This window comes from Micromonospora sp. MH99, assembly GCF_021442385.1.
GTDB lineage: Bacteria > Actinomycetota > Actinomycetes > Mycobacteriales > Micromonosporaceae > Micromonospora.
Map to the genome: position 1 here is coordinate 39,194 of NZ_MUZA01000050.1, position 10,302 is coordinate 49,495.

The 10,302-nt window shown below is 69.5% G+C and carries 10 protein-coding genes and 1 pseudogene; 4 read left to right on the forward strand and 7 right to left on the reverse strand.

The annotated features are described in order from the left end of the window. Window positions 1-4: 4 nt before the first annotated feature. The 4 genes from B0E54_RS23035 to B0E54_RS23050 form a co-directional block, all read right to left on the reverse strand. Window positions 5-940 (reverse strand): DUF2332 domain-containing protein, encoded by a 936-nt coding sequence (locus B0E54_RS23035; RefSeq protein ID WP_234587978.1) that lies wholly within the window; start codon window positions 938-940, stop codon window positions 5-7. 84 nt (window positions 941-1,024) lie between these two features. Continuing rightward, the gene (locus B0E54_RS23040) at window positions 1,025-1,990 is read right to left on the reverse strand and encodes a CU044_5270 family protein (RefSeq protein WP_234587979.1); all 966 of its coding nucleotides are present in this window, start codon (window positions 1,988-1,990) and stop codon (window positions 1,025-1,027) included. 18 nt (window positions 1,991-2,008) lie between these two features. Next, window positions 2,009-2,578 carry an RNA polymerase sigma factor gene (locus tag B0E54_RS23045; protein WP_234587980.1) on the reverse strand — a complete coding sequence of 190 codons (570 nt, stop codon included), beginning with the start codon at window positions 2,576-2,578 and terminating at the stop codon, window positions 2,009-2,011. An 83-nt stretch (window positions 2,579-2,661) separates the two neighbouring features. Then, window positions 2,662-2,850 carry a hypothetical protein gene (locus B0E54_RS23050; protein WP_234587981.1) on the reverse strand — a complete coding sequence of 63 codons (189 nt, stop codon included), beginning with the start codon at window positions 2,848-2,850 and terminating at the stop codon, window positions 2,662-2,664. A 679-nt stretch (window positions 2,851-3,529) separates the two neighbouring features. Between B0E54_RS23050 and B0E54_RS23055 the strand changes: the two genes are divergently transcribed. Together B0E54_RS23055 and B0E54_RS23060 are read left to right on the forward strand one after the other, a co-directional pair. After that, window positions 3,530-4,411: a helix-turn-helix transcriptional regulator gene (locus B0E54_RS23055; protein WP_234587982.1), complete on the forward strand. Its 882-nt coding sequence runs from the start codon at window positions 3,530-3,532 to the stop codon at window positions 4,409-4,411. 10 nt (window positions 4,412-4,421) lie between these two features. Next, entirely contained in the window at window positions 4,422-4,613 is a 192-nt protein-coding gene (locus B0E54_RS23060) for a DUF397 domain-containing protein (protein WP_234587983.1), read from the forward strand. Window positions 4,614-4,754: 141 nt separating this feature from the next. On the opposite strand, the gene B0E54_RS23065 is transcribed toward B0E54_RS23060, so the two are convergent. From B0E54_RS23065 to nrdR, 3 genes are all read right to left on the reverse strand, one after another. After that, a complete protein-coding gene (locus B0E54_RS23065; RefSeq protein WP_234587984.1) occupies window positions 4,755-4,991 on the reverse strand; it encodes a DUF2188 domain-containing protein in 237 nt (78 codons plus the stop codon). Between the two features lie 132 nt (window positions 4,992-5,123). Further along, window positions 5,124-8,030: a vitamin B12-dependent ribonucleotide reductase gene (locus tag B0E54_RS23070; RefSeq protein ID WP_234587985.1), complete on the reverse strand. Its 2,907-nt coding sequence runs from the start codon at window positions 8,028-8,030 to the stop codon at window positions 5,124-5,126. A gap of 32 nt (window positions 8,031-8,062) precedes the next feature. Continuing rightward, window positions 8,063-8,563, reverse strand: a complete 501-nt coding sequence (gene nrdR, locus B0E54_RS23075; protein WP_234587987.1) for a transcriptional regulator NrdR — start codon at window positions 8,561-8,563, stop codon at window positions 8,063-8,065. Between the two features lie 592 nt (window positions 8,564-9,155). Between nrdR and lexA the strand changes: the two genes are divergently transcribed. Next, window positions 9,156-9,941 carry a transcriptional repressor LexA gene (lexA, locus tag B0E54_RS23080; protein ID WP_091400540.1) on the forward strand — a complete coding sequence of 262 codons (786 nt, stop codon included), beginning with the start codon at window positions 9,156-9,158 and terminating at the stop codon, window positions 9,939-9,941. Window positions 9,942-9,994: 53 nt separating this feature from the next. Beyond that, a pseudogene (locus tag B0E54_RS23085) lies at window positions 9,995-10,302 on the forward strand (hypothetical protein); the annotation flags it as partial.

The following is a 10,302-nucleotide window of genomic DNA, read 5'->3' on the forward strand; positions in this document are numbered from 1 at the left end:
GGTGTCACCCGAACCACGTGATCGCCTGGCCGTGCCCCCGGGTCCAGGCCAGCGGTCGCCCGTCCAGCGCGAGGACGTTGTGCAGCGCCGCGTCCGGCGAGTCGGGCAGCCCGTCGTAGGGCAGCACCTCCGGGGCCTCGTTGGCGATCCAGTGTCCCGGCAGCTCCCGCACGAGCCGGACGAACGCCTCCCGACGGGCGACGGGCACCTGGTAGAGCACCGAGGTGTGAAAGACGACAAGCGTCGCGTCGGTCGGCGCCCGCGCCGCCAGCGCCGGCAGGTCGTCCACCAGGTCGCCGCGGATCAGCAGCGGCGGCTCAGCCGCAGCGACCGCAGCCGCGGCGCGCAGCCGGGCCCGCCGGTGCCCGTGCTCCGGCCAGATCAGGGCGTCCAACCAGGACACGTCGTCGGGGTCGGTCACGTCGAGCGGGTTCAGGTCCAGGCCGGCCCGCCACACCACCTGGGGTACGCGTGTCGGCGGTTCGAAGCCGCTGGCCGCGCACTCCAGGACCGGCTCGCCGGACCCGATCCGGTGCTCGCCGTACCGGTAGGCGTACCGGTCGGGGTAGAGGCAGAGACCGGCGGACGCCCCGACCTCCAGCAGGGCGAGGGGCTGCGGCAGCGCGGTGAGCACCGGCAGCAGGACCGCACACCTGCCGGCCTCGTTGGTCTGGGTGGCCCGGGTCCGCATCTCCGCCTCGACGGCCGGCCAGTGCGCCACCGTGAAGTCGTGGAACGCGGCCGGGTCGTCGACCGGGCCGCCCAACCAACGGACCACGCCGAACAGCAGATTCGGCTGACGCTTGGCCGGCGGGAGCGTGTCGAGGAGGGCGAGCAGGTCGCCGTCGTGGGCGACGACGTCGGACAGTCGCTCGTACGTCGGCGACACCCCGTGTGCCTCGCGGCGCGCGAACTCGACGTACGCCTCTGCGGTTGTCATGCCCTCATCGTCGCAGCCCAATCCTCGGTGGGTCAGCCCCGTGCTCGTGCGCTGACCCACCGGCCTTCTCGATCCCGGCACCGCTCAGGGCAGCTGGCCCGGTCGGTCGACGATGGCGACGCGCAGTAGCGCGGCAGTGTTGTACAGGGACTCCTTGCCGTTACGCACCAACGAGTTGCGGGTGCCGAGGTAGACGTGGGAGTCCCGATCGAAGATGAGGTCCAGGTTTCCACCGATCACCCCGGGCATCCGAATCGCCACCCCATGGCGCCCGGCAGCGTCCACCACGTCACCCGAGATGACTACCGCTCCGGGTTGCCGTGCCAGCAGTTCGAACAGCGCCGCGAGCGCTCGGGGTGGCACGTATCCATCGAGCATCGACCACGCGGTGGTGTACGCCATGCTCTCGCCCCCGTATACGGCCTCCTCGTCGGCGCCTTCGGGTAGATGCAGGTCGACCGGGTGCGCCCGAAGGTAGCGCAGCAGCTCGTCCGGATCGGTGGGCAGATCGCCGTGGTACGCGGGCGGCTGGAACGCGTCGAGTTTCTTCTCGGGATCGGCGGGATCATCGATGCGGAGCACCCTGAGCTCGCTCCACCCGTTCGGGTCGCTCTCCGGTCGATAGCGCACCTGCGTGTACGCGACTCCACCTGCCGACTGCCACAGTTGGTTCCGGATGGTCCGGTACGGGCCACTGGCCGGCATGTCCCGGATCGTCGCCACGGTTTCCGTGAAGACGTACTGGTCGGGGCGGGCGGTGAGCTCCGGCTGCTGCCGGGCGGCGTCGGCCGCCAGGTGGAAGACCTCCGACGCGCTGGCCGTGGGCGGCGACTGATCGCCGAGCCTCATGGTCTGGACCGCCAGCGCACCGGCGGTCAGCGTCACCGCCAGCCCGACCGCTCCGGCGAGACGCCAACCGCGCGGGAACCGGGTACGGCGTCCGGCCGGACGGCCCGCCGACGCCAACTCGGCCCGTCGGGCGACGTGCGCGCTCAGGTCCCTGAGAAGCTGCTCCTCGAAACCCCGCGGCGACCGTTCAGTCGTGTTCATCGTCAGCTTCATCTCATCTCAGGCGAGGGTGGTGACCGGGCGGGCGAGCAGGGCGCGGACGAGCCGGCGGGCACGGTGCAGGCGGACCCGGGCGGCGACCGGTGACATCCCGAGCACTGTCGCCGCCTCCGCGACGGTGAGCCCGTCCACGGCGACGAGTTCGACAAGCGTCCGGGTGTCCTCGGGCAGCTCGCTCAGCGCGCGATGGGTGCGGCGGGCCACCGACTCGGCGTCGATCCGCTCCTCGATGCGGGCGATGTCATCGGGGCCGAGGTCCCGTCGTCCGGCCAGTCGACCGGTCACCCGCAGTCGTTGGGCCGCCCGACGCCGCTCGTCGCCGATGACGTTGCGGGCCACCCCGTACAGCCAGCCGATCTGGCTACCCCGGTCCGGCCGGTAGCCGGCCGCCGACTCGATCACCGCCAGGAACACGTCGGCGGTCAGGTCGGCGGCGAGATGGGGGTCGTCGACCCGCCGCGCCACGAACCGGCCCACCGCCTCCAGGTGCCGCCGGTAGAAGACCTCGAAGGCCACCGGATCGGTTCCAATTCCGGAGATGTCGTCATCGGCTCGGCTCGGCTCATTCACAGGCCGTCCTCTCTCGCGCGTTCACACCTCTTCTTCGTTCGTCGGAGCATGGGTGTTACCGAACTCCGATCAGAGCGAGTCGTTCACAGCTCGTCAGCATCAGGTGATCGAGCCGGCTTTCTGCGGTTGGAGATCTCCTCCAGGTGCTGGAGCTGGTGCTGCCGGACCATCTCGTCCCAGACCTCCTGGTCGTAGTCCGGGTTCGGCGGGATCCACTTGTGCGAATTGTCGCTGTAGTGGAACCTCTCATCGCCCCGCCGGATCAGACTCACCGAACCCAGCCCAAGAAGCGGCGGTGCAGCAGCCCGGCAGGCACCCAGGTCAGATCCTCGGCTGCCCAGACCAGGCAGGACCCCATGTAGAGGGCCAACGACACGGGTGCGCCCTCGAACTCGGCACGTAGTTCGGTGCGCCGGGTCCGGCAGGGCCAAGGCGCCGCGCAGCCGCCGCAGGTCCACACCGGAAGAACCCGGCCGTGGGCGGTCACGACAGACCATCCAGGAAGCGCCGGATGGCCGACCGGGCATGCCAGCGGACCGCCCATTCCGCCTGATAGCAGGGGTACGGGGACAGCCGCGCCCACCACCAGCGACAGCAGGCGCAGAGCCCCTCAACGCCGGGCAGGTGCACCGACAAGACTCGTCCGACCTGATCCTCGGTCACTCCTACTCCTCCCCTGGCCAGTGGCCTCGGCGGATCGGGATGCGGTGCTGGGCTCGGCACGGCAGGTCGGCCCCGCATCGGCAGATCCGCCGCCACCGCTGCCACGACCAGACCGGCCGATGCCGCCGCGCCAAGGTCAGCGCCACCGCCAGCAGGTAGTCGTCGTACGGCACGCGCTTCGGCACCCGACCTCCCGGCGGTCCAACCGGACTCTCATTTGCTCGCTCATTTTGCGCGCGCATTTTTGTATGGTCAATGACCACCGGTCATAGTGCTTGGGCGTGTCCGATGATCCTGGACGGCAGTGTCGACGGCACAATGGCCGCCATGGAGAGTCCGACCTTCGTTCGCTTCCAGCTCGGTGCGCAGCTCCGTCAGGTCCGCGAAGAGGCCAGCGTCACGGCCGAGCAAGCCGCCGCCGTCATCGAGGTCTCGGCAAGCACGCTCCGGCGCATCGAGGCCGGACGCGTTGGAATCAAGGCACCAGCGCTCAACGCCCTGCTCGATCGGTACGGCGTCACCGACGCCGAACTCCGCGAAACGCTCCTGTCGATGGCGAAGACCGGCAAGCAGCGCGGCTGGTGGGCGAAGTACGGCGACCTACCGTCGTCGTACCGCCAGTACATCGGCTTGGAGTCCGCAGCCGAGGAGGTACAGAACTTCGAAACGCTGGTGGTCCCGGGACTGCTCCAGACAGAGGACTACGCCCGAGCGATGACCAGCGAGGACGCCTTCGAGCCGTCGCCAGAGGCCGTGGAGCGACGGGTCGCGGTACGGATGCAGCGCCAAGAGCTGATCGCATCCGGCAAGCTACGGCTCGTCGCGGTGCTCGACGAGGCGGTCCTTCACCGCCAGATCGGCGGAGCGGCGATCATGGCCGATCAGCTCACCGCCCTGCTTGATGCCAGCAAGCGCTGGAACGTCACCGTCCAGGTGATCCCGTTCCGCGAGGGCGCGTACGCCTCGATGCTGACGAGCTTCCACATCCTCAACTTCGCGGACGGACCCGGCGTGGTCTACATCGAGGGCCTCACGGGCGACCTCTACGCGGAAGGCGAAGACGTGAGGCGTTGTACGGTGGTGTTCAACAGTCTGCGCGCCGCAGCCATGTCACCGACTGACTCGGCCACCATGATCGAGGAGATCCGGAGCGCCAGGCGCAAGGCGTAGGAGACGTGCAGTGGACTCGCAGTGGCGCAAGAGCACCCGCAGCGGCAGCAACGGTGCCTGCGTCGAGGCCAGGTACGTCGATCAAACCGTCGAGGTCCGCGACAGCAAGGATCCAGCAGGTCCAAGATTGCACTTCGACGGGACAGCCTGGCTGGGTTTGCTCGCTGAGCTGAAGAGCCGAACGACTAGCTCGATTGCCTGAGTATCGAAGGTCAACAACCCAGGCCGATTGGGCCCCGCACCAACTGGATGCATTCGCTCTGACATCGTCTGGGCAGACTTTCTTTGCGGTGACAAGCGGCACGGGGCCCTGACCTGCTTAGGCAGGCCAGGGCCCCGTCAACTAGTCCTTGTCCTTGGGCGGATTCGGGTCGTTCCCGTAACTGTCACGTGCGCGAATCTGCCCGAGGCGATTGTGCAGGTAAAACTCCGTCTCGCTCGCCCGGGCTGCCGTCCGGCCCTGCCGTTCCGCCTCGGCTTGAGTACCGTGCACCGAGGATGCCCTCTCGTTGCCCTCCCGCCGCACGGCCCATCCGTCGTCGTGTGGGACGACGTGTACGGGCTTGCCTGGTTTCGCCATCTCTTCCCCGCCCTTCTCGATGAATTTGCGGAATCGGCCGGGAAGAGCGAAGATCCGTCCTGCAGCAATCAGGTCGGGCTCTCCCGGCTCACGAGCCCCAGGCGCGCCAACGCCCGGGGCTCGTTGCTTATCTCAGCTGCAGCCGCTGGTGGAGCCGCAGCCCTCGCAGACGTAGCAGCTACCGGCGGGGCGCATCTTCGTACCGCAGGTGAAGCAGAGCGGCGCGTCCGCGGCCTTGCCGATCACGGCCTCCAGCAGTTCGGTGCTGGAACCCACGCTCGGCGCCGGCTTGGCGGCGGCCACGTCGGCCATCTCCTGGGCCGGCTGGGCGACGGCCTCCGGCTTGGCCGGGGCCTCGACCGGCGCGGATGACGCCATCGCGGTGAGCTCCGCTCCGGTGACCCCGGCGGCTTCCGCGTCGGCTTCGGCCCGCAGCTGGGCGGCCCGCTCGCTGGCGGTGAAGATGCCCAGCTCGGCGCGGCGCTCGTAGGGCAGGAAGTCCAGTGCCAGGCGACGGAAGATGTAGTCCATCACCGAGGCCGCCATGCGCACGTCCGGGTCGTCGGTCATGCCGGCCGGCTCGAAGCGCATGTTGGTGAACTTGCTGACGAACGTCTCCAGCGGCACGCCGTACTGCAGGCCGATGCTGATGGCCACCGAGAAGGCGTCCATCACGCCGGCCAGGGTCGAGCCCTGCTTGGACATCTTGAGGAAGACCTCGCCGAGGCCGTCGTCCGGGTAGGACGACGCGGTGAGGTAACCCTCGGCGCCACCGACGGAGAAGCTGACCGTCTCGGAGGGGCGCTTCTTCGGGAGGCGCTTGCGCACCGGCCGGTACTCGATGACCTTCTCCACTGCGGCCGGCGCGGCGGCAGCGGTCTCGACGGCGGCCGGCGTGGTGGCCTTGTTGGACTTGGCCACCGAGAGCGGCTGGCCGACCTTGCAGTTGTCCCGGTAGATCGCCAGCGCCTTGAGGCCGAGCTTCCAGCCCTCGAAGTAGATCTTCTCGACGTCCTCGACGGTGGCCGCCTCCGGCATGTTGACCGTCTTGGAGATGGCGCCGGAGACGAACGGCTGGATCGCCGCCATCATCCGCACGTGGCCCATCGGGGCGATCGACCGCTCCCCCATCGCGCAGTCGAAGACCGGGTAGTGCTCCGGCTTGAGGCCGGGGGCGTCCACCACGTGGCCGTTGTCGGCGATGTGCTCGACGATCGCCTCGACCTGCTCCTCGGGGTAGCCGAGGCTGCGCAGGGCGCGCGGAACCGTCTGGTTGACGATCTGCATCGAACCGCCGCCGACCAGCTTCTTGAACTTGACCAGCGCCAGGTCCGGCTCCACGCCGGTCGTGTCGCAGTCCATCATGAAGCCGATGGTGCCGGTCGGTGCGAGAACGCTGGCCTGCGCGTTACGCCAGCCGTTCTTGTCACCGATCTTGTTGCCCTGGGTCCACTGCTTGGTCGCCTCGCGGACGATCGCGGTGGCCACCGGGCTGGTCGGCTTGATCTCGTCGTTGGCCGCGGCGTGCTTGCGCATGACCCGCTTGTGCGGCTCGGCGTTACGGGCGTAGCCGTCGTACGGGCCGACGACGCCGGCCAGCTCGGCCGAGCGGCGGTAGGCGGTGCCGGTCATCAGCGAGGTGATCGCCGCGGCGACCGAACGGCCCTGGTCCGAGTCGTACGGCAGGCCGGTGGCCATCAGCAGGGCGCCGAGGTTGGCGTAGCCGATGCCGAGCTGCCGGTAGGCGCGGGACGTCTCGCCGATCTTCTCGGTCGGGAAGTCCGCGAAGCAGATCGAGATGTCCATCGCGGTGATGACGAACTCGACGGACTTGACGAACTTCTCCACCTCGAAGCCACCGTCTGCGCGGAGGAACTTCATGAGGTTGAGCGAGGCGAGGTTGCACGAGGAGTTGTCCAGGTGCAGGTACTCCGAGCACGGGTTCGACGCGGTGATCCGCCCGGTCTCCGGGCAGGTGTGCCAGTCGTTGATCGTGTCGTCGTACTGCAGGCCCGGGTCGGCGCACTCCCAGGCGGCCTGGGCGATGGAACGGAAGAGGTTCTTGGCGTCGACCGTCTCGATCGTCGCGCCGTCCAGCCGGCCACGCAGGTCGAAGCCCTTGCCGTTCTCCACCGCCGACATGAACTCGTCCGAGACACGGACGGAGTTGTTGGCGTTCTGGTACTGGACGCTGACGATGTCGGAGCCACCGAGGTCCATGTCGAACCCGGCGTCGCGCAGCGCGCGGATCTTGTCCTCCTCGCGCGCCTTGGTGACCACGAACTCCTGGATGTCCGGGTGGTCGACGTCGAGGATGACCATCTTGGCCGCCCGGCGGGTAGCGCCGCCGGACTTGATGGTGCCGGCCGAGGCGTCCGCGCCGCGCATGAAGCTGACCGGGCCGGAGGCGTTGCCGCCGGAGGAGAGCAGCTCGCGGGACGAGCGGATCCGCGACAGGTTGACGCCGGAGCCGGAGCCGCCCTTGAAGATCAGCCCCTCCTCCTTGTACCAGTCGAGGATGGAGTCCATCGAGTCGTCGACGGCCAGGATGAAGCAGGCGCTGACCTGCTGCGGCGACAGCGTGCCGACGTTGAACCAGACCGGCGAGTTGAAGCTGAACACCTGGTTCAGCAGCATCCAGGTCAGCTCGTGGGCGAAGACCTCCGCGTCGGCCGGGCTGGCGAAGTAGCCGTACTCCTCGCCGGCGGTGCGGTAGGTGGTGACCACCCGGTCGATCAGCTGCTTGAGCGACCACTCCCGCTCCGGGGTCCCCACCGCGCCCCGGAAGTACTTGGTGGTGACGATGTTCGCCGCGTTGACGCTCCACGACTCCGGGAACTCAACCCCGCGCTGCTCGAAGTTGATCGAGCCGTCCCGCCAGTTCGTCATCACGACGTCGCGGCGCTCCCAGGACACCTCGTCGTATGGGTGGACCCCCTCCGTCGTCCACACCCGCTCGATTTTCAGCCCCGCGCCTGCCTTGTTCCGTGAACGGCTCGTTGTCACGCCGTCGCCCCCCTCGTCTGCGCGGTCACCCACCGCGCGTCCTGATCTCTCGAAAAACAGTGAAGTCAACTGGTACGGCCGGCGGCCTCGACCGCGTCGGCCCGGCCCTGCTCCCGGGCTCGCGCCACGGCCCGCAACGTCTCGATCTCGCGCTCGAAGTCGGCGAGCGAGTCGAAGGAGCGGTAGACGCTGGCGAACCGCAGGTAGGCGATCTCGTCCAGGTCGCGCAGCGGGCCCAGGATCGCCAGGCCCACCTCGTGACTGGGGATCTCGGCGGCCCCCTTGGCCCGGACGGTCTCCTCCACGCGCTGTGCGAGCAGCGCGAGTGAGTCGTCGTCCACCGGCCGGCCCTGGCACGCCTTGCGCACCCCGCCGATGATCTTCGTGCGACTGAACGGCTCGGTCACCCCGCTGCGCTTGACGACCGCGAGGACCGCCTCCTCGACGGTGGTGAACCGCTTGCCGCACTCCGGACAGGAGCGCCGCCGCCGGATGAGCTGGCCGTCGTCGGCCTCCCGCGAGTCGACCACCCGGGAGTCGGCGTGCCGGCAGTACGGACACCGCATCGCCCAACCTCCAAAATCGTGATCAACCGCGGACGCACCGGGCACTCCCGGACACGGTCCGCCACGACGGCACCACCTCGGGTGACGCTCGTCGTGATCAACATTACGGGAGTGCGGTCGGTAGTCGAACCCAACCTGTAGGCAACTTACGCCCGTGTCACTACTACATCTAGGGGTTGACCGTATGTCGCTGGCGAACCCCGGTCAAGTTGGCCGGCGTGTCCGGCGCGTCACGGACCATCCGGTCATCCGCACACCGCGCGCCACCGCAGAACCAACGCCGAGAGCCCGCCCCGGTTACCGGCCGCACGGCCGGAACGCCCCGGAAAACAGCCACCGATCGAACATCCGTGCTATCCGACGTACCATTTATCAGAACATCCGTACGACCGGGGCGGTTTTTCACCCCGACACGCCGGTGAGAGGTCGTACAGATGTTTGAAAATGACCGATCTCACCTATACGGTCAGGAACAACCGGGCGCGATGGATCTTCACCGCACCCGGCGACGCACCAACCGAGCACCATCCGTGGCACCACCGCACGCACCACGAGCCGACGAGGCACCCAGCGCCGACCAGGGAGGACGGACGTGACCGAGGACCGGGCCAGCCGGCCGAAGAGCCCGCAGCAGATCACCGAGGCGGGCCCGCCGGCCACCCGACGCCGCAGCGCCGCGCGCAGCCGGACGGGTCAGCCCGCCGTGCGCCCGGTCACCCCGGTGGTCAGCGCCTTCCCCGACCCGGCGACGGTCGACCTGACCGCCCGCCAGCGCCGCATCCTGGAGTTCATCCGCACCTGGGTCGAGCGGCACGGCTACCCGCCGAGCGTCCGGGAGATCGGCGAGGCGGTCGGTCTGGTGTCACCGTCGAGCGTCGCCTACCAGCTCAAGGAGCTGGAGAAGAAGGGGTTCCTGCGCCGCGACCCCAACCGCCCCCGGGCGGTGGACGTCCGCGCCCCCAGCGAGGCCATCGACGACGAGTTGTCCCGCGCCCAACGACCCACCCCGGCGTACGTGCCGATGCTCGGTCGCATCGCCGCCGGTGGGCCGATCCTCGCCGAGCAGGCCGTGGAGGACATCTTCCCCCTGCCCCGCGAGCTGGTCGGTGAGGGCGAGGTGTTCATGCTCCAGGTCAAGGGCGACTCGATGCTCGACGCGGCGATCTGCGACGGCGACTGGGTGGTCGTCCGGCAGCAGCCGACGGCCGACTCCGGCGAGATCGTGGCCGCCATGCTCGACGGCGAGGCGACCGTCAAGACCTACCGGCGACGCGACGGGCACGTCTGGCTGATGCCGCAGAACCCGGCCTTCGACCCGATCCCCGGCGACGACGCCACCATCATGGGCCGCGTCGTGGCGGTGCTCCGCCGAATCTGACCGGTCGGCGCGCGGGTGGGTGGCCCTTCGCGCTCACCCGCGCCGCCGGACCGATGTCGCCGACCGGGTCAGTAGCGGTCGCCCCGAGGGCCACGACCGCCCCCGGGATACTGCCCGTACGGGTCGCCGGGCGCGTCGCCGTCCCGCCGACGGCCGGGCCGCTGGCCCCGGTAGTCCGGCTCCTGTCCACCGCGCCGTGGCGGCTCCGCCCGACCGCCACCGGGCTGACCACCACCGCCGCCGTACACCCCGCCGCCCGCGCCTCCCGGTCGGCCACCGGCACCGCCGGGCCGGGCTCCGGGGCCGCCGCCGGCACGGCCGCCGCCGTAGACACCGCCCCCGACCGGAGCACCGCCACCAC